The sequence below is a fragment of the Methylocystis sp. Sn-Cys genome (assembly GCF_016745395.1).
GTDB classification, from domain to species: domain Bacteria; phylum Pseudomonadota; class Alphaproteobacteria; order Rhizobiales; family Beijerinckiaceae; genus Methylocystis; species Methylocystis iwaonis.
Genome location: NZ_JAERVJ010000005.1, coordinates 201,941 through 222,320, shown reverse-complemented (window position 1 = coordinate 222,320; position 20,380 = coordinate 201,941). Strand labels below are relative to the sequence as shown.

General features: G+C 65.7%; 19 protein-coding genes. 10 read left to right on the top strand and 9 right to left on the bottom strand.

The genetic code is table 11. The annotated features are described in order from the left end of the window. The first annotated feature begins 359 nt into the window (after positions 1–359). From JJT62_RS12325 to JJT62_RS12310, 4 genes are all read left to right on the top strand, one after another. The gene (locus tag JJT62_RS12325; RefSeq protein ID WP_202073052.1) at positions 360–4,526 is read left to right on the top strand and encodes a tetratricopeptide repeat protein; all 4,167 of its coding nucleotides are present in this window, start codon (positions 360–362) and stop codon (positions 4,524–4,526) included. A 124-nt stretch (positions 4,527–4,650) separates the two neighbouring features. Beyond that, positions 4,651–4,935 (top strand): hypothetical protein, encoded by a 285-nt coding sequence (locus JJT62_RS12320; RefSeq protein ID WP_202073051.1) that lies wholly within the window; start codon positions 4,651–4,653, stop codon positions 4,933–4,935. 125 nt (positions 4,936–5,060) lie between these two features. After that, entirely contained in the window at positions 5,061–5,651 is a 591-nt protein-coding gene (locus JJT62_RS12315; RefSeq protein ID WP_202073050.1) for a hypothetical protein, read from the top strand. Between the two features lie 235 nt (positions 5,652–5,886). After that, entirely contained in the window at positions 5,887–7,062 is a 1,176-nt protein-coding gene (locus JJT62_RS12310) for a lytic murein transglycosylase (RefSeq protein WP_202073114.1), read from the top strand. A 302-nt stretch (positions 7,063–7,364) separates the two neighbouring features. Here JJT62_RS12310 and JJT62_RS12305 read toward each other — a convergent pair whose 3' ends face one another. Beyond that, entirely contained in the window at positions 7,365–8,525 is a 1,161-nt protein-coding gene (locus tag JJT62_RS12305) for an AI-2E family transporter (protein ID WP_370568538.1), read from the bottom strand. A gap of 297 nt (positions 8,526–8,822) precedes the next feature. Here JJT62_RS12305 and JJT62_RS12300 point away from each other — a divergent pair, with 297 nt between their 5' ends. The 4 genes from JJT62_RS12300 to JJT62_RS12285 all read left to right on the top strand — a co-directional run bounded on the left by JJT62_RS12300 (position 8,823) and on the right by JJT62_RS12285 (position 11,130). Next, a complete protein-coding gene (locus tag JJT62_RS12300) occupies positions 8,823–9,077 on the top strand; it encodes a hypothetical protein (RefSeq protein WP_202073048.1) in 255 nt (84 codons plus the stop codon). A gap of 70 nt (positions 9,078–9,147) precedes the next feature. Beyond that, positions 9,148–9,762: a ribonuclease D gene (locus JJT62_RS12295; protein WP_202073047.1), complete on the top strand. Its 615-nt coding sequence runs from the start codon at positions 9,148–9,150 to the stop codon at positions 9,760–9,762. Beyond that, positions 9,759–10,580 (top strand): LPS export ABC transporter periplasmic protein LptC, encoded by an 822-nt coding sequence (lptC, locus tag JJT62_RS12290; protein ID WP_246744854.1) that lies wholly within the window; start codon positions 9,759–9,761, stop codon positions 10,578–10,580. Before JJT62_RS12295 ends, lptC begins: the two co-directional genes overlap by 4 nt. Positions 10,581–10,587: 7 nt before the next feature. Next, positions 10,588–11,130, top strand: coding sequence for an LptA/OstA family protein (locus JJT62_RS12285; RefSeq protein ID WP_202073046.1), 543 nt, complete (start codon positions 10,588–10,590; stop codon positions 11,128–11,130). Between the two features lie 299 nt (positions 11,131–11,429). Here the strand turns inward: JJT62_RS12285 and JJT62_RS12280 are convergent, their stop codons facing one another. After that, complete coding sequence (locus JJT62_RS12280) at positions 11,430–11,855, bottom strand: transglycosylase SLT domain-containing protein (protein WP_370568537.1); 426 nt, start codon at positions 11,853–11,855, stop codon at positions 11,430–11,432. Positions 11,856–12,230: 375 nt separating this feature from the next. Between JJT62_RS12280 and JJT62_RS12275 the strand changes: the two genes are divergently transcribed. After that, positions 12,231–12,527, top strand: coding sequence for a DUF3175 domain-containing protein (locus tag JJT62_RS12275; RefSeq protein ID WP_202073044.1), 297 nt, complete (start codon positions 12,231–12,233; stop codon positions 12,525–12,527). Positions 12,528–12,574: 47 nt separating this feature from the next. On the opposite strand, the gene JJT62_RS12270 is transcribed toward JJT62_RS12275, so the two are convergent. From JJT62_RS12270 to JJT62_RS12260, 3 genes are all read right to left on the bottom strand, one after another. Then, positions 12,575–13,537: a hypothetical protein gene (locus tag JJT62_RS12270; protein ID WP_202073043.1), complete on the bottom strand. Its 963-nt coding sequence runs from the start codon at positions 13,535–13,537 to the stop codon at positions 12,575–12,577. 86 nt (positions 13,538–13,623) lie between these two features. Beyond that, positions 13,624–15,276, bottom strand: coding sequence for an energy-dependent translational throttle protein EttA (gene ettA / locus JJT62_RS12265; protein ID WP_202073042.1), 1,653 nt, complete (start codon positions 15,274–15,276; stop codon positions 13,624–13,626). Between the two features lie 159 nt (positions 15,277–15,435). After that, on the bottom strand, positions 15,436–16,119 hold the full coding sequence (locus JJT62_RS12260) for a hypothetical protein (RefSeq protein WP_202073041.1): 684 nt from the start codon (positions 16,117–16,119) through the stop codon (positions 15,436–15,438). Between the two features lie 244 nt (positions 16,120–16,363). On the opposite strand from JJT62_RS12260, the gene purD reads away from it, so the two are divergent. Then, complete coding sequence (gene purD, locus JJT62_RS12255) at positions 16,364–17,644, top strand: phosphoribosylamine--glycine ligase (RefSeq protein ID WP_202073040.1); 1,281 nt, start codon at positions 16,364–16,366, stop codon at positions 17,642–17,644. A gap of 257 nt (positions 17,645–17,901) precedes the next feature. On the opposite strand, the gene JJT62_RS12250 is transcribed toward purD, so the two are convergent. From JJT62_RS12250 to JJT62_RS12235, 4 genes are read right to left on the bottom strand one after another with little or no spacing between them, the layout of a single operon-like run. Then, complete coding sequence (locus JJT62_RS12250) at positions 17,902–18,510, bottom strand: TPM domain-containing protein (protein WP_202073039.1); 609 nt, start codon at positions 18,508–18,510, stop codon at positions 17,902–17,904. After that, positions 18,510–19,343 carry a YgcG family protein gene (locus tag JJT62_RS12245; RefSeq protein ID WP_202073038.1) on the bottom strand — a complete coding sequence of 278 codons (834 nt, stop codon included), beginning with the start codon at positions 19,341–19,343 and terminating at the stop codon, positions 18,510–18,512. The genes JJT62_RS12250 and JJT62_RS12245 overlap by 1 nt, the downstream gene beginning before the upstream one ends. Before the next feature lies 1 nt (position 19,344). Further along, positions 19,345–19,773: a Fur family transcriptional regulator gene (locus JJT62_RS12240; RefSeq protein ID WP_202073112.1), complete on the bottom strand. Its 429-nt coding sequence runs from the start codon at positions 19,771–19,773 to the stop codon at positions 19,345–19,347. A gap of 31 nt (positions 19,774–19,804) precedes the next feature. Continuing rightward, positions 19,805–20,299 (bottom strand): hypothetical protein, encoded by a 495-nt coding sequence (locus JJT62_RS12235; protein WP_370568536.1) that lies wholly within the window; start codon positions 20,297–20,299, stop codon positions 19,805–19,807. Positions 20,300–20,380 lie beyond the last annotated feature (81 nt).

Sequence of the window (20,380 nt, the reverse complement as noted above, 5' to 3'; positions counted from 1 at the left end):
GAGCCGGGTGGCCCGACTCGGGGGAGGGACGCCGTTCGCGTCTTAGGTAGAGGGGGCCGCCGGTCCGCGCAATAGGACATGAACGCAGCTCAAAACGGCTTTGATGGCAGGTCTATTTCAGCGATCTTATCCGCGGGCTGAGCGATTCGCTTGCTCGAGCGGATCAGATTTTGGTGACGATGCGTTGAGCGCCCGCGACGCCCAGGCGGCGGTTAACGGCATATTTACCTTGATTGACGGAAAGTCGCCGTCAACGACGCCACAGCGTCGAGCGTTGAGCGCGATTCGCGCGGTCCCTGCGTCGGTTCCCCCAGTTTTTCTCGAGCTATCCGTCAGTCGGATCCGCCGGACATAGACTTATGAGCAAGGGTCTTTCCCGCAAATACCGTGGTCCCGATTACGATGCGCGCGACGTCGCTCGCGCCGAGGCGCGCCGTTCGGGAAAAAGCCTCGGCGACTGGCTCGACGACGCGATCCGGGAGCCCGCCAGGGATGACGACGAGGGCGACTTCGACGCCGACGGCGGCGATCGGCTGGCGGAAATCACGCGCCGCCTCGCGCGCCCGAGCGGCGAGCGCCGCCATGAGCGCGAGGATTTCCGGCAGCCGCGTCGCTGGCGGGACGAGGTCGACGACCGGCGCGCGTCCTCTCGCCGCCGGCGGGACGACGCCTTCGAAGAAGATGAGGAACGCCCCACGTGGGAGCGCGAGGACTTTGCGCCTCGCTCTCAGCGGGGTCGCGACCGCCGCGAGTCGGAATTCACCGGACCTCGGTCGCGCGACGAGCGTCGCGTGGACCCGGAAGCCATCGTCGCCGAAGCGACGGAGGTCGTCGAGCGCCGCGTCGCGGCTCATGAGCGCCAAACGGCGCGCGCCTTCGAGAATCTGGCCGAGCTGATCAAGCGTGGCCAGCGCGCCGGCGAGAGCGCCGCCGTCAAACGCGCGGTTTCGGCTTTCGCGGAACGCGCCGACGCCAATGAGCGCCACACCGCGCGCGCTTTGAAGAATCTCGCCGGCCTGCTGGAGCAGCATCAGCATGGGCGCGAGACGGCGGAGGAAGGTCTCGCTTTTCTCGCCGAGCGTCTCGGGCGCATCGAGTCGCGGCTTGCCGAGCAGCCTTCTCCCAATGCGAGCGTGCGGCCGCTTCGCTCGGCCCTGGCGCGGCTCGAATCGCGGCTGGACCGCCTGGCGGGCCCCGAGGACGACTGCGATGTCGACACGGCGCCGAGCGGCCGCGATCGTCGGCGCGACGACATTTCACGTCGTCTCGAAAACGAGCAGACGGCGCCGGCGGCGACCGCCGCGATGGGCGGCGCCAGCTCCGCCGCCCTGGAGCAGGGCCTGCGCTCGGGCCAGCAACTTTCCCGCCGGCCGCTTGCAGACGCCATCGCCAAGATCACCCAGCGTCAGCGCGTCCTCGACGACTTCGCCGCGCCTTCCGCCGCGCCGGCCCCAGCTCCCGCGGCCGATCTTGCCGACGACGAAGCGCCCGCCAAGCGCTTCACTGCCGTGAACGCCTCGCTCGACGCCCTGTTGCAGCAAGTGGAAGGCCTTCGCCAGCAGGGCGGCGAACGCGCCGACCAACAGCTCGTGACCATGCGGCAGATCGAGGGACTGCGCCGCGAAATCGAGGAGATGGCGCGCGCAGTCGGCGATCTTGCGCCGCGCGCCTCCGTCGCCGCCGTCGAATCGGCGTTGCGCGACCTGTCGCGCCGCATCGAGACGCAGCGCGATCGCGGCGTCGCCGCGGACCTTCTGGCGCCGGCCGAAGGGATTGCAGGAGAGTTGCGCGCCGTCGTGCGCGACCTCGATCCGAGCCCGATCCTGCGCAGCCTCGACGCCGACGTTCAGGCGATTGGCCGCCGGCTCGACGCCATGCAGGCGCCCGACGCCGCTGATATGGCGGCGGTTCGCCAACTTGCGACGCAGGCGCGCGAGATCAAGGACCAGCTTGGCGCCATGGCGGCCCGTCCGCTGCCGCTGGAAAAGATCGAGACGCGGCTTTTCGATCTGACGCAGCGCGTCGAGGGGCTCGCGCATGCGAGCGCCGGTCCGGCGCAAGCCGCAGCGGCTCTCGACATGGGCGAATTGGTGCGATCGATCCGCTCGATCGTCGCTTCTGAAACCGGCACGAGCTTCGAGACCTTCAACAGCCGTCTCGAATATCTCGCCGGCAAGTTCGACGAGGCCGTTCTCGGCGCGGGCGCCCAACGCTTCGACGAACTCGGGCAGCGCATCGATGCGCTCGGCCGCGATCTCGGCGAACGGATCGACAGCGCCGTCGCCCAGAAGCCAGCGGACACAGCCTCGCTCGAGCATTTGATCGCCAATCTGGGCCGCAAGATCGACTCTGTTCTCGACGATCGGCCGCATGCGCCGGGTTTCGAGGAGCTCGGCCGCAAGCTCGAGCGCCTGGAAAAACGCTTCGATCCGGCGGAGATGTCGGCGCATCCCGTCGCCGATCGGCAATTCGCCGAGCTGGCGCAGCGCATCGACGTGGTTCGCGAGACGCTGGCGCAGCGCCTCGAGCCGGGCGCGCTCGACAATCCTCAGCTCGACGAGATCGCCCGACGTCTCGAGCGCATGCATGGCGCGCTTGCGCAGCGCGCCGAGGACTCCTATCGCGTCGAGACGCAACAAAAGGATCTGACGGCGCTCGTCGAGCAGCTCGCCACGCGCATGAATCAGGCGCTCGATCCGCGCGGCGACGCCGAGGCGCTGAAAGCCCTCGAAAGCCAGATCGGCGCGCTGTCGCAGCGCCTCGATCGCAATGATCGCAACGGCGCGGCGCTCAGCGGCGTCGAGTCGCGGATCGCCGCCCTCGTCGCGCAGATGGAGGAAACCAAGGCGGCGACGACGCTCGCGGCCGAAGAAGCGGTGCGTCGCGCCACGCAGGACATTCTGCGTCAGGCGAACCCGGCGCCGGGCGCGCTTCGCGAGGCGCTGGAGCGCGAGCTCGCCGACATTCGCAAGGCTCAAGACGAAGCGGGCGAGCGCACGCATGAGACTTTGCTCGCCGTGCACGAGACGCTGGAGCGCGTCGTCGACCGTCTGGCGATGTTCGAGGACGAGCTGAGCGACATGCGCAGCGAAGCGGCGGCCCCTGCGCCCGCCGCCCCATTCTCGGCCCCCGCCGCATCCCCGCGCCGGGGCGACGGGCGCGCGCCGGAGCTGGCGGTCGAGCCGCGCTCGGCTCCCCGTAGCGGCTTGGACGACGAAAATCTGATGGATTTGCTGGTGCAGCCGGGCGCGCCGCGCCCGCAGCGCCGCGAGCCGGGATTTGCGTCGCCCGGGGCAAAGCAGGAAAGGTCCGAGCCGGTTCAGACCGACTTTATCGCGGCAGCGCGCCGCGCGGCGCAACAGGCGGCCATGGACGCCGAGGCGGCTGAAAAATCGCAGCAGGCGCGCCGTTCGGCCGGCCGGCCGGCAAGCGCGCCGGCGGCGGAGCAGAACCCGGCCAAGGGCGGCTTGGTCGGCGCCATTCAGGAGCGCAAGCGCCCGCTGTTGCTCGGCCTCGGCGCTTTGGTGCTGCTCATTGGCGCCTATCAGATCGCCCGCGTCGGCATCCAGACCGCCGACGTCAACGCCCACGCCAATCACGAGATGAGCGACGCGGCTCCGGCTGAGACGGCGCCCGGCGCGGAAAGCCCCGCCGCCCCGCCGGCCGAACCCGCCCCGGCGGCGAAAGCCGCGGCGCCCGCCGCTCCCGCCCGCGCGCCAGAGACGCCGAAAGCGCCGCCGCCGCGCATGATCGCGCCGCATACCGAAAATGCGCCGGTCGATCCGACGCCCGTTGGATCGATCTCCAGCCCCAGCCCGCTGTCGGCGCCCGACGCCATCGGCGTCATCAAAGTGTTGGCCCAGCAAGGCTTGCCGGCGGCGCAATATGAGCTGGCGGTCCGCTACGCCGACGGTCGCGGCGTCGCCCGCGACGCGAAAGCCGCCGCGGAGTGGTTCGAGAAGGCGGCGAGCCAGGGCCTCGTTCCGGCGCAATACCGGCTCGGCTCCTTCTATGAAAAGGGCGTGGGCGTCGAGCGCGACTATGGGCGCGCCCGCAAATATTATCTCTCCGCCGCCGAGGCGGGCAACGCCCGCGCCATGCACAATCTCGCGGTGCTGCTCGCCGAGGGCGGGGACGGCGGCAAGCCGGATTATCCTGCGGCCTCGGAATGGTTCCGCAAAGCGGCGGAATATGGCGTGCGCGACAGCCAGTATAATCTGGCGATCCTTTACGCCCGGGGGCTCGGCGTCACGCAGAGCCTCACGCAGTCTTACCTGTGGTTCTCCGCCGCCGCGGAACAGGGCGACGCCGACGCCGGCAAGAAGCGCGACGAGGTCGCCGCGCGGCTCGACTCGAAGGAGCTTGCGACCGCCAAATCTTTGGCGGCCGGCTTCCACGCCAAGGAGCCCGTTCGCGAGGCCAATGACGTGCTGCCGCCCAAGGGCGGCTGGGAGAGCGTCAAGGATCCGGCCGCCGCGAAGGGCGGGACGAAGCCGGCGCAAAAGGCTAAACTCTCGGCGATTTGAGCGGTATGAAGGGCGCGAGCCGTCAAGTTTTCGCCGTTCATTTACGGTTAATCGACGCCTGACGCATAACGTCGCGATGTCGCAGGCTTTTTGAGAGCCGCGGCCGCTTTTTGGGAGAATCGGGATGAGAAAAACCACCGCCGCGATCCTCGCCGTGTCGGCGATCGGGGCTTTGACGCTTGCGGCCGCGCCGGCGCGGGCGGATTCGGCTGGCGCCGCTGTGGCCGCGGGCATCGGCGGCTTCGCGCTCGGCGCCATGGCCGGCGGCGCGCTGGCTCAGCCGGCTCCGCCGCCGCCGGTCTATTACGCCCCGCCGCCGCCGCCGCCGCGCTGCTGGGTCGAGCGCCGCCCGGTCTTCGACGAATATGGCGTCGAAATCGGCTCGCGCCCGCGCCGCATCTGCGAATAAGAGACTCTGCCAACCAGAAACAGAGCGCCGGATTGCCGCAGGCGGTCCGGCGCTCATTTTTTGCGCAGTGGCACGTCGGTTGCTCGTTCTTCGCCGCACAAATTCCAATGGCGAAGAGTAACCACATGACGAGCATTCTCGATACCGCCTTCAAGACCCTCGAGGAGCAGGGCCGCCTTCTCAATGCAGTCCTCAAGGGCCCCACGGAAAAGCCCGGCCGTTATGGCTTTCGTGGCGAATTGGCGCTGATTTTCGCGGAGACGCTCGCCGATGAGAAGCGCCCGCCGGAGCGTTCGGTCGACCAGGTGATTGCAATCGCGAATGTCGGAGAACCGACAATTCCGTTCTTTGCTTGTTATCTTCATTCCTTCGAATGGCTGACCGACCTTGCCTCGGTGACGAAGGGCCTGTTCTCGCCCGAGGGGAAGTATTTCATTTTCTGCAACAACATCGACCTCCTCGCCAAATATGAGGTCGAGATCGACGGCATCACCTATAACGTGCTGCCGATCGACGAGGCGACGGTCTATAACGAGCTGCTCGAGCTGCTCTATCTCGAGAAGGGCGACCTCAAGAAGCTCTCCACCGCCGGCAAGACCGACGCCGTCGCCGACGCGGCGCTGGGCTTCAACGCCAAATATGACGTGATCAGCTACGCTCAGGGCGTGGAGCGCATGGGCCCGGTCCGCAACAGGAACGCGAACCGGCCTGTCTAGGCGGCTGGAGCTGCTCGAATTCTTCGCAACCGATCTTGATCGCCGCCGGTGATGCGCCGGCGGCGCATTTTGTATGTTCGCCACATTTCCTTCCTTGCGCCTTATTTTCGAAGCGCGCGGCGGTTAACGCTGCGAACGGCGCGCGGCGACAGAGCGAGCCTGCCGCGCCCGAAACAACGCGCCGAGCGCGCGCATGGCGAATGAAAAACAACCCTTGTTGGGCTACCCTTCCTCCATGAAGGCGAATCACCTCTTCCTGGCCTCGGCCGCGCTTCTCCTCCTTGCGGCCCCCGCCCGCGCGGAATGGTCTTCCTGTCTCTCGAGCCTGCGTCACACGGCGGCGGGCGCCGGCGTCAGCCAGCAGACGATCGCCTCGGCGACGGACGGTCTGGAGCCAAATGACGCTGTGAGCTTCATGGACAAGCAGCCGGAGTTCACGACGCCGGTCTGGGATTATGTCGCCGGTCTCGTCGACGAGGAGCGCGTCGAGGAAGGGCGCGCGATGCTGCACAAATACGGCCATGCGCTGCAGTCGGCCGAGGGGCGTTATGGCGTCGATCCGGCGACCGTCGTCTCGGTGTGGGGCGTCGAGAGCGATTTCGGCAAGAGCTTCGGCAAGCGCCCGGTCGTGCAGTCGCTGGCGACGCTCGCCTGCGAGGCCCCGCGCCGCAACGACTATTGGCGCAAGGAATTCGTCGCCGCGCTCAAGATTTTGGACAGCGGCGACATTCGCGCCGACGAGTTCATCGGCTCCTGGGCCGGCGCTTTCGGCCATACCCAATTCATGCCCTCGACCTTCTTAGGCACGGCCGTCGATCTCGATGGCGACGGGAGACGCAATATTGCGAGCTCGGCCGCCGACTCTCTGGGCTCCACCGCCAATTATCTGAGAAAGAGTGGCTGGCGTTCGGGAGAGCGCTGGGGCTTCGAGGTGCGCCTGCCCGAGGGCTATTCCGGCCCCTCCGGCCGCACGCATAAGCAGCCGATGTCCTTCTGGGAGTCGCGCGGCGTGACCCGTCTCGACGGGAGCGGGCTCGGCGGCGGAACCGCGGGCCTACTGCTGCCGGCGGGCCGCAATGGTCCAGCCTTTCTCGTGACCAAGAATTTCGACGCGGTCTACGCCTATAACGCGGCTGAGTCTTATGCGCTCGCCATTTGCGTGCTCTCCGACCGGCTGCGCGGGCGTCCGGGCATTCAGACGCCGTGGCCCACGGACGATCCGGGCCTGTCGCGGGCGGAGCGGCGGGAGCTACAGTCGCTTCTCATTCGCGCGGGCTATGAGGTCGGCGACCCCGATGGCGTGATCGGGACCAAGTCGAAGGAAGCCATCGCCGACTATCAGAGCCGCGTCGGCCTGCCGCGCAACGGCAGGGCAAGCCTGAAAGTGCTGCAGGCGCTGCGGGGCCGCTGACAACGGATCGCGAGCCTTCAGGCTCGCTCCAGGAATCTTTCTGTGGGAAATGCGAGCCTGAAGGCTCGCGCAGTCTGTGGACGAACCTCCGAGGCGGCCTCGTCCTTCGAGATGCGAGCGTTCGCTCGCTCCTCAGGATGAGGCCTAAGTGTTTGAGAGAAGTTGCAAAAGCTCCTCTTTGTGGCTCTGGATTCCCGGTCGGGCTTTCAGCCCGCCGGGAATGACACGCCTCAAACGCGCTGATCAAACGGAAATGGTATCAGCAGCCTATGCGAGCCTGAAGGCTCGCGGTCCAGGGGTTTTCAAACGGCTTCAGCCCCGCTGCGGGACGAAGACAAGAGCTGGGGCGGCGCCTCCTTGGCGGCGGTCTTTTCCGGCGTCGTCGACGCGATTTCCTCCGCAACCCAGGCGCTTCCCACCTCCCAGACGACGGCGAGCACCACCGGGCCAACGAAGAGGCCCGCGACGCCATGGGCGAGCACGCCGCCGATCACGCCGATGAAGATGATGGGGATCGGCGTCGAGAGCCCATGCGCGAAGATGAAGGGCTTCAACACATTGTCCATGTAATTGACGCTCAGCATGCAGATCGTCAGGCCGATCGCGCCGGGGGTCGACAGATTTGTCCAGGCCCAGAAAACCACCGGCGCGACGATCACCAGCGGCCCGATCTGAATAATGCCGAGCACCAGAATGGCGACCGACAGCAGATTCGCGCCCGGGACGTTGGCAAGATACATGCCCAGGCCGCCGATCACCGCCTGCATGATCGAGAGCCCCATCACGCCGCGCGACACGGCGTTGATGGTGGCGCCGGCAAGGCTGAGATATTTTTCCCCATTGGCCGGATCGATGCGCCGCGCCAGGGCCCGCATGCCGATCATGAGCTGGCTCGCATAGGCGAGCAAAAAGCCCGAGAGGATCACCGACAACAGGAATTTCAGCGTGCCGAGGCCCGCATTGCGGGCCATGGACAGCAGATATTCGCCGACAGGCTTGAGCTCCGGCAGGATCTGCGCGAGCGCGCTTTTGAGATTGGTCGAGGCGAGCTCCCAATAGGCGTGGATTTGCGCCCCGACGATCGGCCAGCTTTTGATCGATTCCGGCGGCGGCGGGACGGCGATGTCGCCATTGTTCAAGCCGGCGATCACGCCTTTGACCGGGTCGATGACGCCGACGCCCATCCATGTCACGGGGCCGATGACCAGGATCAGCGCCGCCACGGTGATGAGGGCGGCGGCGATCGTGCCCCGGTCGCCGAGCCAGGACGAGAGCTTGTCGAAGAGCGGAAAGAGCGCAACCGCGACAACGACGCTCCAGACGATCATCGCCCCGAAGGGCTGGATGATGACGAAGGTCCAATAGACCAGGAAACCGATCACGAAGAGCCGTATCGACACTTCGATGAAGACGGCGTTGAAACGCCGGTCGGCGCCATTGAAGATGTTTGTCTCGTCGGCCACGCGGGTATCCTGCGATGCGCTGTGATGCGGCCGGAGAGTGGACGCGCGCCGCTCCTCTGGCAAGGGGCGCGCGCGCTTTCGGGGCCTGGCGCCGCTAACCCATTTTTTTAGGATGCGGCCAGGCGCGTCCGCGCGCGCTTTTCTGTCCATTCGTTAAAAAGCGTTTCAAATCAGACTTGTTGCGGCAACGACTGAGTTACAGTGGCATGTTACCGCCGTGTGATGTTCGTCGCCGCGCCAAGGTCGCGCTTGTTGCCGCTGGCGGACGCCAACATTACCGGACAGGAGCTATTTTCTATGGCGGAGATCGACGAGGCCGAGGCCACCCATGGGCCGGAAGGCGATCTCGCGAAGCTGGAGCAGGCGCTGGTGGAAGCGCATTATCTCGGCCTGTCCTTGCGGGCGCTCGCCGGGAATCGCGACTTCCGTTACGCGGCCATTACGGTTTCTATCGCGGAGTTGCTGATCGGCTGGGCCCGGTTCGTCGGGGAGCGGCTTCAACAGGGCGAGAATCCTTTCACCACCGGCCCCGGCGCCCGCGGTAAGGAATAAAGGCGGATCTTAGACATGCGCCCGCCTTTTCGAATAGGATGGGGAAAGCCTTCCTAACGAATCGGGCGCTATGACCATCAGACTGCACCAAGGCGACCTTCCCTCGGCGGTTGCGACATCGCCCATCGTCGCCATCGACACCGAAACGCTGGGCCTCAATCCGCACCGCGACCGGCTGTGTCTTGTTCAGCTTTCCTTCGGCGACGGCGACGCCGAACTTGTCCAGATCGCCAAGGGCCAGACCAGCGCGCCCAATCTGGTGCGGCTGCTGACCGACCCCAATGTGTTGAAGCTGTTCCATTTTGCGCGGTTCGATCTGGCGATCCTGGCCAAGACCTTCGGCGTCATGCCAGCGCCGGTCTATTGCACCAAGATCGCCTCCAAGCTCACGCGCACCTATACCGATCGGCACGGGCTGAAGGAGCTCGTGCGCGAGCTGGCCAGCGTCGAGATTTCGAAGCAGCAGCAATCTTCGGACTGGGGCGCCGCGACGCTCACCGACGCCCAGCAGGCTTACGCCGCCTCCGACGTTCTCTATCTGCACCAGCTCAAAGAGAAGCTCGACGTCATGCTGGCCCGCGAGGGGCGGACGGAGCTCGCCCAGGCGTGCTTCGACTTCCTGCCGGCCCGCGCCCAGCTCGACATCGCCGGCTGGCCGGAGACGGACATCTTTTCCCATGAATGAGCAGCGGGCGCCTCGAATTCGCCACCCCGCCGCCCGATGATCGAGACATGAGCAACAGCGGCGCCGCTGACGTGAGACCGGCCCCACCCTCTGCCGGCGCGCCGCCGTCGGGGACGGGTCTGCGCGCGCCGCCGCCCGGCGGCCGCGACCGGCTCGCCGCTTTGACGGCCCGCCGCGAAAGCGCCTTTCCCGACGCTCTGCGCCACACGGCCCGCGTCACGCGGCTGCGGCGCTGGATTCTGTGGGGCGTCGGGGGCACGGTCGGTCTGGTCGCGCTCGGGCTCGTGGTGAGCTCTCTGCGATTTCTCCCCATCGATTTGAGCCTGTCGCGCGTCGCCCTCAAAGGCACCCGCATCGTGATCGAGACGCCGAAGCTCGTCGGTTACCGCAAGGACGGCAAACCCTATGAGATCCGGGCGCGCGTCGGCGTGCAGGACATCACGACGCCGGAGCTTTTCGATCTCGACGGCTTGGACGTGCGCGTGGAAACGCAGGGCGAAAAGCCCGTCGTGCTCACCGCGGCCAAGGCCCGCTACAGCACAAAGGACGACCGCGCCGATATGAGCGGCGGCGTGGTCATCTCCGACAAAAAGAGTTTCGATATGCGGATGGAGAGCGCGGCCATGGATTTCAGGGCCAGCGTGATGACCTCCGACAAGCCGGTCACCCTCGACATAGACGGCGGCCAGGTCGTCGCCGACTCGGTCACGTTTTCGCAAAAAGAGCGCCGTGCGAGCTTCTCCGGCAATGTCCGTTCCGTGCTGTATGGCGAGGACGGCCCGCCGGCGCAGGCTAGCGAGCCGCCCGCGGCCCAATGAGACAAGCATGAAACGTCAGATCATCCTCGCCGGCCTCGCCGCGCTATTCGTCGCCGCGGCGGCGCCCGTCGCCGCCAAGGGCCGTTCGGGCGGCATTCTTCCCGGCGCCACCGCCAAGGACCCGCTCAACATCGACGCTGGCAAGCTCGACTATTTCGACCACGAGCAGAAGCTGGTCTATTCGGGCAGCGTGATCGTCACCAATGGCCCCTCGACGCTGAAGGCCACGCGCATCACGATCTTGCTCGAGGGCAAGGGCGCGCCGGGCGGCGCGAACAGCGACGACCGCGTCAAGCATATCGAGGCCGACGGGCCCGTGACGCTGGTCTCGAAAGATCAGATCGGCACGGGCGACCATGGCACATACGATAAGGCCGAGAGCAAGGTTTATCTCTCCGGCAATGTGACCCTGACCCAGGGCGACAATATCGTGAAAGGCGAGCGGCTCGTCTACGACGTGACGACCGGTATGGCGACCGTGCAGGGCGGCGGCGCGCAAGGCGGGCGCGTGCGCTCCACCTTCACGCCCGGCGCCGCCAAGGCGCAGTAAATTTTATCAGTTCCTTGATTGGTGCGGCGCCATTCCCGCCGCTCACTTGAGTGAGCGATCGGCAATCCAGAACAAAACCAGCGCTTTGTGGCTCTGGATTCTTGGTCGGTTCACCGCCGTCATTGCGAGGAGGCGGAGCCGACGAAGCAATCCAGGGCCGCATCGCTGTTCTGGATTGCTTCGCTTCGCTCGCAATGACGGGCGCCGAGCAAAACCAGCGCCTTTGCTGCTCTGGATTCCGGTCGGGGTTTCAGCCCGCGGGGAATGACAAACGGCAATCCGAGCCGTTCAAACGGGCGTCACTCCGGCGACAGCGCTTCCTTGTGGAGGAGGCCGAGCATCCCGCGCCGCTTGGCTTCGTAATAATAGCCGCCGGCGTAGAGCCGGATCGCGCGCGTTTCGCTGCCACCCGCGAGCTTATAGGCGTTGGCGAGATAAGGCACGGCGTAGGTGAGGTTGGTCTCGGCGTCGAGCAGCCCATGCGCCGGGCCCGAATAGCCCATGCCCTTGGCGGTATCGTGCCGGATTTGCATCAGGCCCCAATAGGGACCGTGGCGGGCGGCCGGATTGTAATTGCTCTCGCGCCGCACCGAGCGATGGATGAGCGATTCGGGAATATCGTAGATCCGGGCGAAATGGGCGATGCGGGCGTGAAGCGCGTCCTTGCCGGTCAGCGCCGTCTCCGGGCGGGGCTCATTGACGTAGGATTCTGGGGCGGAGGCCACTGGCGATTCCGTCTGGACGCATCCGGCGAGGACGAGAGCCGCCAAGGTTGCGGCACAGGTCGTTGACTTCATTCAATACATTCCCTCGATCGCCCGCATGAATCGCAACTTGGCTAGCTCGCCACGCCCAGATGGCGAAATCGTGGCGGTAGGCAGGGAGCCTGTGGACCAGCCAAGCGGCGACCATGTGTGCGGCCGCACGGCGGGCCCGTAACGAAAGCGTCACCTTAATGGTGTTGTTGCAGTTGTTTCTGGGGCAAATCAAGGGGCCGGGTTTTCAGGAGCAATTTCAGTGACCTCGGCCCGGCCGCGATCGCGGCCGGGCCTTTCGATCCCGCCGGCGCCGACTAGCTTCTTTCTTCGAGGAAGGGACGAATGGCGCGCCGGGACGACAAAAACGCTTACTGGTCGAACGAGGTCACACGCCACAGCAATGCGCTCGATCTCGAAGCGGGGGTCTTTACGCGCGACGATCCCGAGGCGATCGCGCAGTCGCTGAAGCGCTCGGCGGAGGCGAGCACGCGTCGCAAGACGACGCCGTTTCGTTCAGCGATGTCGATGCTCACTTTTTATATCAACCGCGCCGGCAAGGATTTGGCCCCGGAGCGGCGGCGCGTGCTGGAGGCGGCGAAGGACGAGCTGCGGAAGGCGTTCGGGCGGACGGGCTGCTAGCCTCTGCGGTACATGCAGGCGCGCTGTGGGTCCGAACCGTGGCATGCTCAGGGCGCCGCGCCTAAAATGTAGAGCATCCGAAAGCGCTCGGGCAAATCCGCAAGCTCGCTTTCCAGATAATCGAACGCCGCGATAGAGCACAGCCAGTCGAGGTAGACCTCATCTAGCATAACCGCCGCCAAGGTCGTCAGCGCCGCGTCGCGATTGGCTTGGGGCAAAAAATGCGTCGGCGCTCCGTCTGAGGCGGCGCGGGTCAGCAGATGAGCGCTGTCCCAGTAGACGCTCGGGCAATCCGAAATTTCGTAGCTTGAGGGATCGTCGATCCGACCTGTGAGAAGGTCGTATGCGCCGATGAACCAAACCATGATCTGCGCCCGCCAATGCGGATCGGGAATCGAGAGGACCGAACGAAGCCAAGGCGCGATTTCTTCGGCGGCGAGGTATTTCAGGCAGAAAAACATGGAGGCCGAAAAGTCGCCCGAGGCGTCGCGCCAGAACCAGACGCCGACACGCGGATTATATTCGCGGCGGAGGAAGCGCCCGATCTTGATCCGCTCGCCATCCCAGCACTCGGGGTTCATTATCGAGCGGCCGAGCGTATTCAGCGCGTCGCGCCGGAAACCTTTATAGGGTTCACGCGCTACGCCATTGAAATAAAGGGACATGAAAGTGGTGATGAGCGTCTCGATATAGCTGCTGATATGTCTCTCATGCGCGCGCGGCAGGGTTTGTACGAGAATATGATGATACCAATCGGTCCACTCGGTGCGCTCGCCAAAATTTTTTGTGCCGCTCGCGATTTCAAAGAGCGCCGTCTGAAGGTCGCCGATCGGCAGCGTTGAGAGGTCGCCCAGCAAATCCCAAAACATGGCGCGGGTCTCGCCCATGAACCAGGCTTCGCCCATGGGCTCGCGCGGGCGGGGGAAGGCGGCGCGCATGCGCGCGAGGGCGGCGGCGTCGCAGCCCTGGCCAGGAATCCAAAGGAAAGGTTTTTGCGATTGGACCTTCATGTCACGAACTTTCAAGCCGCGAGACGAAGGTAAAGGCCAATGCGCCGGACCTCTGTGCGGGGAAGCACGGCCCGGCGCAGTGAGGATTATCTTGCGAACTTCTTATACTTCAGCCGGTGCGGGATGACGCTGTCGACGCCGAGGCGCCGCTTCTTGTCTTCCTCGTAGTCGGCGAAGTTTCCTTCGAACCACTCCACATGCGAGTCGCCTTCATAGGCGAGGATATGCGTGGCGATGCGGTCGAGGAAGAAGCGATCATGCGAGATGATGACGGCGCAGCCGGCAAAATCCACGAGGGCTTCTTCGAGCGCGCGCAACGTGTCGACGTCGAGGTCGTTGGTCGGTTCGTCGAGCAGCAGAACATTGGCGCCGCTCTTGAGCATTTTGGCGAGATGCACGCGATTGCGCTCGCCGCCCGAGAGCTGGCCGACTTTCTTCTGCTGGTCGGAGCCCTTGAAGTTGAAGGCTCCGCAATAGGCGCGGGAGTTGATCTCGCGCTTGCCGAGATAGATCACCTCATTGCCTTCGGAGATTTCTTCCCAGACCGTCTTATTGGCGTGCAACGCGTCGCGTGACTGATCGACATAGCCGAGCTGCACGCTGTCGCCGACGGTGATCGTGCCCTTGTCAGGCGTCTCCTGGCCGGTGATCATGCGGAAGAGCGTGGTCTTGCCGGCGCCGTTAGGGCCGATCACGCCGACGATGCCGCCCGGCGGCAGCTTGAAGGAGAGATCGTCGATCAGGAGGTTTTCACCAAAGCCCTTGGTGATGTGCTCGAAGTCGATGACATTGCCGCCGAGGCGCTCCGCCACCGGAATGATGATCTGCGCGGTGGTCGGCGCCTTCTCGCCCTGCTTGGCGACGAGCTCCTCATAGCGCTGGATGCGCGCCTTGCTCTTGGCCTGGCGGGCCTTGGGCGAGGAGGCGATCCACTCGCTTTCGGCTTCCAGCGCGCGCTGGCGGGCCTTGTCCTCGGAAGCCTCCTGCATGAGGCGCTTCTGTTTCTGCTTCAGCCAGCTCGTGTAATTCCCCTCATAGGGAATGCCGCGGCCGCGATCGAGCTCCAAAATCCAGCCCGTGACATTGTCGAGGAAGTAGCGATCGTGGGTGACGATCAGGATCGCGCCCGGATAGTTGCGCAGATGGCCCTCGAGCCAGTTCACCGTCTCGGCGTCGAGATGGTTCGTCGGCTCGTCGAGCAGCAGCATGTCGGGCTGCTCCAACAGCAGGCGGCAGAGCGCCACGCGGCGCCGTTCGCCGCCGGAGAGCTTGGTGACGTCGGCGTCATCGGGCGGGCAGCCGAGCGCGTCCATGGCCTGATCGACCTGGCTGTCGAGATCCCACAGGCCCTTGGCCTCGATCTCGTCCTGGAGCTTCGTCATCTCGTCCGCAGTCTCGTCCGAATAATTCATGGCGAGATCATTGTAGCGGTCGAGAACGGCCTTCTTCTCCGCGACGCCGAGCATGACGTTTTCGCGCGCTGTGAGCGCCGGATCGAGCTGCGGCTCCTGCGGCAGATAACCGACGCGCGCGCCTTCCGCGACGAAGCCCTCGCCGGTGTATTCCTTGTCGATGCCGGCCATGATGCGCAGCAGGGTCGACTTACCCGCGCCGTTGACGCCGAGCACGCCGATCTTGGCGTCCGGGTAGAAAGACAAATGGATATTGTCCAAGACCTTCTTTCCGCCCGGATAGGTCTTGGTGAGGCCTTGCATGTGGTAGATGAACTGGCGCGCCATATCGCCTCGCAACGAGAGAAGTTGGCGCCGTGTTTAGAGCATTTTCGCGGCCGTGGGGAGGGGTCGCGCGAGGCCCCGGCGGTTCCGGCTACCCGCTCTCGAAACGCCGAATTCCCGGCTGGGCCTGAGGCCCGCCGGGAACGACAGGTCGGCGCGGGGTCAGGTTGTCCGCATGAAGCCCATGACCGTCGCGCTGAGCGTGCTGCCCGTCAGGACGAGCGTGGCGCCCAAGGCGAGCAGCGCGCAGAGGTTCAGCGTCAGATCGTTGACATTGCCGGCCAGAGCGAGAATGCCGAGCACGATCGCGGCAAGCCCCGCGAGCGCCTGCAACGCCGCCGACCCGGAGGCCATTTCGCTTGCGAGCATTTCGCCGCCGATCATCGATCGGCCCGACGTCACCGCCTGCATGCGCGAGGCGCGGCGCAGCAGGAAGAGATGCCAGACGGCGTTGCTGCTCAGGACGAGCGCTGTGCCGTAGGCGATGACGGCCACGGGCATGAGCACGCCCGAATTAATGCCCAGCAAGGCCAGAATGCCGAGCACGATTCCGGCCGCGCCGACCAGGAAGACGACCGCCAGACTGTTGCCGCCGAACTGTTCGGCCGTAAAGCCTTTCGTCTCGGCGGGGAAGGCGATCTGCGCATATTCGGAGACCATGGCGCCGCCCTGGACGAGAAGCGCGACTCCGAAGACAATCGTCGCGATCGCGGTCATGTAGACGGGCGCGATATTGACCAGGCCGCAGACGGCCAGGACGATTGTCGCGACGCCGCCGATAGCGTCGATCAAGCCGCCGTACGCAACCGCATTTTCATGCGTGGCGACCTCTCGGGTGATGGACATTTCTTTACTCCGGCCATGGCCCCCGGGGCCGGTAGCTAGCGCCGCATAAATGGCCAGCAAGCATGGCGTTCGTCGCTAAATGGCCGTTGTCGCGTCTTGTCCGGCGGGCGCCCGGGCAGGCTGGCGGCGCGGCGAAAGCCGGCTCATTTTTATTGCGCGGGATCATCTGGCGGAAATCCGATTTCCACTTTTCCGCAATCCTGCTTTAGAAGCGGGCAATCGGTTCAACTCGGGCGGAAAGCGCATGAACATTCTCCTCATCGGATCGGGCGGCCGCGAGCACGCTATCGCCAATGCGCTGGCGAAGAGCCCGCTGCTCACCCGCCTCTATGTCGCCCCCGGCAATCCCGGGACCGAGCGGGTGGGCGAGAATATCGATCTCGACGCGGGGGATCACGGCGCGGTCATCCGCTTCTGCCGCGAGATGGGCATTGCGCTCGTCGTCGTGGGGCCGGAGCAGCCCTTGATCGGCGGGCTGGTGGACGCGCTGGCGCGCGCCGAAATTCTCGCCTTCGGGCCGACGCAGGCGGCCGCACAGCTCGAAGGCTCCAAGGGCTTCACCAAGGATCTCTGCCGCGACTATGGCATTCCCACCGCGGCCTATGGACGTTTCGCCGATAAGGACCAAGCGCTTGCCTATTTGCGCGAGAAGGGCGCGCCCATTGTCGTGAAGGCCGATGGCCTCGCCGCGGGCAAGGGCGTCGTGGTGGCGCAGACGCTGGAGGAGGCCGAGCGCGCCGTGGAGGCGATGTTCGCAGGGCTCTTCGGCCGCTCGGGCGCCGAGGTGGTGATCGAGGAATTCTTAGAGGGCGAGGAAGCCTCCTTCTTCGCCATCTGCGACGGGACGCGCGCGGCGCCTTTCGCCACGGCGCAGGACCACAAGCGCGTCGGCGACGGCGATACGGGGCCGAACACCGGCGGCATGGGCGCTTATTCGCCGGCCTCCGTCGTGACGCCGGACATCGAGCGCCGCGTGATGGCCGAGATCATCGAGCCCACGATGCGCGCCATGCAGGAGAAGGGCGCGCCCTTTACGGGGGTGCTTTACGCCGGATTGATGCTGACGGCGGAGGGGCCGAAGCTCATCGAATACAACAACCGTTTCGGCGATCCGGAAGCTCAGGTCATCCTGCCGCGCCTCGATGACGATTTGCTGTCGATCATGCTCGCCGCCGCGCGCGGCGCGCTGTCCGAGGCGCGCCCGCATTTCTCCGACCGCGTGGCCCTCACCGTGGTGCTCGCGGCCAAGGGCTATCCGGGCACGCCGCTGACCGGCTCGGAAATTCGCGGCCTGGCGAGCGCCGAGGCGATGGACGATGTTATCGTCACGCATGCCGGCACGCGCCTGGAGGGGGAGCGGCTGCTGGCGGCGGGCGGCCGCGTGCTGAACGTCACGGCGCTCGGCGAGAGCGTTTCGGAGGCGCAGGTCAGAGCCTATGCGGCGGTCGACGCCATTCAATGGCCGGGCGGCTTCTGCCGCCGCGACATCGGCTGGCGCGAGGTCGCGCGGGAACGGCGCGGCTGATCTCTTGCGAGGCTAGGGGGCTTCTAACACTATTTTCGTTTGAATAGCTCGCACGGGCACTCGTCATTCCCGGCGGGCTGTGGTTTTGCTCAGAGCCCGTCATTGCGAGCGAAGCGAAGCAATCCAGGGCAGCGGTGCGGCGCTGGATTGCTTCGTCGGCTCCGCCTCCTCGCAATGACGGCGGTAATTCCCGACCGCTCGTTTTGCGAGCGACCGTTCGGCGCAGCGCTCGCCGGGCGCGCCCTCTATGCGAAAGCTCAACTCACATAGACCTTGTCCGGCAATTCGTCGCCTTCTTCGCCGGGCGGCGCGGCGCGCGCGAGCAGGCGCGCGCATTCGTCGATCGTCGCGACAAAACCTTCCGCGCAGCGGCGCTGAGCGAGGGAAGTTAGCAAAGGCTCCAGCGCCGCCTTCCATTCCGCGTCCGAGATTTTTCCGTTCAACCCCTCGTCGGCGATGATGCGGGCGTAATGCTCGGCGAAGGAGACGAAGATCAGCACGCCGGTGCGGCCTTTCGTGCCCGAGACGCCGCGGGAGAAAAATTGCTCGATCGCCGCCCGCTCGGCGCGGCGCTTCTTCACGAGGCGGGGCGTGAGCGCGAGCCGGATCGGCGGCCAGGAGACGATGAGCGCGCAGACGATGAAGACGCCGATCTGCGCGGCGTAGATCGTCTTGGCGGAAAGATCGGTGAATTCGGCGAGCGGCCAGGGCGAGACGAGCGCGAAAAAAGCGGCCCAGAGCGGCGGCACATAGGCGTAGTCCGACGCGCGGCGCGCCAAAGCGCAAACGATCTCGCCGGAGGTTTTCTGCTCCGCCTTGCCGATGGCTTGGGCGATTGCGTCGAGGTCTTGCTCGGTCAGCAGCATCACCAATCTCCCGAGGCGCCGCCGCCGCCGGACGAGCCGCCGCCGCCCGAGAAACTGTCGAAGCCGCCGCCGTCGCCGCCGCCCCACGACGAGCCGCCGCCAAAGGAGCCGCCGTCGCCCCAATCGCCGCGGCTCGGGGGCAGGATGACGATCGGCGGGCCCCCGCGGCGGTAATGGCGGTAATCCTTCGGACGTCCGGCGCTTCGCGCCATCATGATGAAGATGAAAACGAAGAGCGCGAAGATGAGGAGAGGAAGAAGCTCGTCGACCATCGACGGCGCCGGCGCAGCCTTCTTCACCCATTCCGCCGAGTCGCCGCTCAGGATCTCGATGATCCCCTCGACGCCGCGCTCGATGCCGGCGCCATAGTCGCCCGCCTTGAATTTCGGCGCGACGGCGCTGGCGAGGATCACCTTTGAGAGCGCATCGGTCAGCGTGCCTTCGAGCCCATAGCCGACCTCGATGCGCATTTTGCGCTCGCTGGGCGCCACGAGGAAAAGGACCCCATTGTTCTTCTTGGCTTCGCCCAGCTTCCAGAAGCGAAAGAGGCCGTTGGCGTAGGTTTCAATGTCATAGCCGTCCAGCGTCTTGATCGTCGCGACGACGAGCTGGATGCTGGATTTGTCTTCGAGGTCCTTCAGCTTCGTTTGCAGGCTCGCGCGCGTCGCCTCCGGGATCACGTTCGCCTGATCGACAATGCGGCCGGTGAGCGCCGGATAATTCGGCGCGGCCAAGGCCAGCGCGGCGAGGAGGCAGAAGACGAAGACGAGCAAGCCCCGCAGCGCCAAAGTCCGGGGCGCCAAAATCCGGGGCGCAAAGGCCGGCGCGTTCATGTCAGGCGCCGGCGCAGCGCGCGCAGCGGCCGGCGATCTCCACGACGCGCGTGCGCGCCTTGAAGCCGGCTTCGCTGGTGAGCGCGGAGAGCTCGCGGGCGAGGCCGGGGGAGGTCGCCTCTTTGACCTCCCCGCACTCCTCGCAGATGAGAAACACGACCGGCTCCTCGGCGCCATGGCAATGGCCGCAGACGACGAAGGCGTTCTTCGATTCGAGCCGATGCGCAAGTCCATTGTCGAGGAGGAAGGCGAGCGCGCGATAGACCGAGACGGGGGCCGGCCGCTTGCCGTCGGCGCTCGCCATGAGATCGATCATCTCATAGGCGCCGACGGGCCGGTTGGCCTCGATGAGAATGTCGAGCGCGCGACGGCGCGCGGGGGTGAGCCCCGCGATGGTTTTGGCCGTATCTTGCGGCGGATGGCTGCTCATGACGTCATTGTAGCGTTGCGCCGCGCCGCCGTCACGGCTTGGCGCAGGCCGCAATGAACTTCTTCACCTTCTCGGCGGCGCCCTTCAGCGGCGCGGTCTGCTTGGAGGGGCCGATGATCGCGGCCAATGTCTCGCCCGTCGCCATCGCCTCGAAGATCGGGTCATTCGCCGGCAGCCGCCCTTCGAAGCTCGGCACGCCCGCTTCTTCATTGGGCAAAAGCTTGCCGGCGATTTTCGTTTGAACCTCGCCGATGGAAAGCGCCGCCGTGGCGCTCTTGCCGGGTTTCAGCTTCTCGCTCGTCTCGGAGACGAAGAAGGTCACGTCGCCGCTCTTGGGCTTGCAGCGAAAGGCGCCGAAGCTGTCGTCCGTCTCGGGAACGCCGTAGTTGAGATAAATCAAGTCCGGCTTCTTTTCTTCGAGGCCCGAGAGCGTCCAGACCCGCTCGTCCTTGGCGGGCGCCGGGGCGCAGAGAACGAACAGAGCGCAATTGGCCAGGGCAAATCTCGCAAGCGCATTCCTGATCACGGGCTTCTCCTAGAGAGGGAAGGCGGAAACGGAAGCCTAGCGCAGTCCGACCCGCCTCGCTTGTGATTTATCGCACATCGA

What these genes read in the sequence shown, in the direction of transcription:
- JJT62_RS12325 (WP_202073052.1), top strand. Translation starts at nt 360, where the DNA reads ATGAGCAAGGGTCTTTCCCGCAAATACCGTGGTCCCGATTACGATGCG.
- JJT62_RS12320 (WP_202073051.1), top strand. Translation starts at nt 4,651, where the DNA reads ATGAGAAAAACCACCGCCGCGATCCTCGCCGTGTCGGCGATCGGGGCT.
- JJT62_RS12315 (WP_202073050.1), top strand. Translation starts at nt 5,061, where the DNA reads ATGACGAGCATTCTCGATACCGCCTTCAAGACCCTCGAGGAGCAGGGC.
- JJT62_RS12310 (WP_202073114.1), top strand. Translation starts at nt 5,887, where the DNA reads ATGAAGGCGAATCACCTCTTCCTGGCCTCGGCCGCGCTTCTCCTCCTT.
- JJT62_RS12300 (WP_202073048.1), top strand. Translation starts at nt 8,823, where the DNA reads ATGGCGGAGATCGACGAGGCCGAGGCCACCCATGGGCCGGAAGGCGAT.
- JJT62_RS12295 (WP_202073047.1), top strand. Translation starts at nt 9,148, where the DNA reads ATGACCATCAGACTGCACCAAGGCGACCTTCCCTCGGCGGTTGCGACA.
- lptC (WP_246744854.1), top strand. Translation starts at nt 9,759, where the DNA reads ATGAGCAGCGGGCGCCTCGAATTCGCCACCCCGCCGCCCGATGATCGA.
- JJT62_RS12285 (WP_202073046.1), top strand. Translation starts at nt 10,588, where the DNA reads ATGAAACGTCAGATCATCCTCGCCGGCCTCGCCGCGCTATTCGTCGCC.
- JJT62_RS12275 (WP_202073044.1), top strand. Translation starts at nt 12,231, where the DNA reads ATGGCGCGCCGGGACGACAAAAACGCTTACTGGTCGAACGAGGTCACA.
- JJT62_RS12270 (WP_202073043.1), bottom strand. Translation starts at nt 13,537, where the DNA reads ATGAAGGTCCAATCGCAAAAACCTTTCCTTTGGATTCCTGGCCAGGGC.
- ettA (WP_202073042.1), bottom strand. Translation starts at nt 15,276, where the DNA reads ATGGCGCGCCAGTTCATCTACCACATGCAAGGCCTCACCAAGACCTAT.
- JJT62_RS12260 (WP_202073041.1), bottom strand. Translation starts at nt 16,119, where the DNA reads ATGTCCATCACCCGAGAGGTCGCCACGCATGAAAATGCGGTTGCGTAC.
- purD (WP_202073040.1), top strand. Translation starts at nt 16,364, where the DNA reads ATGAACATTCTCCTCATCGGATCGGGCGGCCGCGAGCACGCTATCGCC.
- JJT62_RS12250 (WP_202073039.1), bottom strand. Translation starts at nt 18,510, where the DNA reads ATGCTGCTGACCGAGCAAGACCTCGACGCAATCGCCCAAGCCATCGGC.
- JJT62_RS12245 (WP_202073038.1), bottom strand. Translation starts at nt 19,343, where the DNA reads ATGAACGCGCCGGCCTTTGCGCCCCGGATTTTGGCGCCCCGGACTTTG.
- JJT62_RS12240 (WP_202073112.1), bottom strand. Translation starts at nt 19,773, where the DNA reads ATGAGCAGCCATCCGCCGCAAGATACGGCCAAAACCATCGCGGGGCTC.